The following is a 544-nucleotide window of genomic DNA, read 5'->3' on the forward strand; positions in this document are numbered from 1 at the left end:
AGGAACTGCTTGACCACCGGCTGCTCCGAAGTCAACAACTGCTCCCGCGGACCGAACATCACCAACTCCTTGCGGAACAACATCCCGATGTTGTCCGGAATCGTCCGAGCGATGTTGATGTTGTGCGTCACGATCAGAATCGTCGCATCGATCTGCGCATTGATATCGATCAACAACTGCGAAATATAGGCGGTACGCACCGGATCCAAACCCGAATCCGGCTCATCACACAAGATGATCTGCGGATCCAACACCAACGCCCGCGCCAACCCGGCACGCTTACGCATACCACCGGAGATCTCACCCGGCAGCTTGTCCTCGGCACCGGCCAGACCGACCAAATCGATCTTCTCCATCACGATGTCGCGGACCTCGTTCTCCTTCTTCTTCGTGTGCTCACGAAGCGGGAACGCGATGTTGTCATACAAACTCATCGACCCGAACAACGCACCGTCCTGGAACAACACCCCGAACAACTTACGGATCTCATACAGTTCCTTCGCCGAACACTGGGTGATATCGGTGCCATCCACAACCACCGACC

At 55.9% G+C, this 544-nt stretch carries 1 protein-coding gene; it reads right to left on the reverse strand.

Annotated elements, in window-relative coordinates; genetic code table 11:
- A partial coding sequence (locus P3L18_RS28150; RefSeq protein WP_276116003.1) for an ATP-binding cassette domain-containing protein occupies positions 1 to 544 on the reverse strand: 544 nt, incomplete at both ends.

It is taken from the genome of Gordonia sp. N1V (assembly GCF_029269935.1).
GTDB classification, from domain to species: Bacteria; Actinomycetota; Actinomycetes; order Mycobacteriales; family Mycobacteriaceae; genus Gordonia; species Gordonia polyisoprenivorans.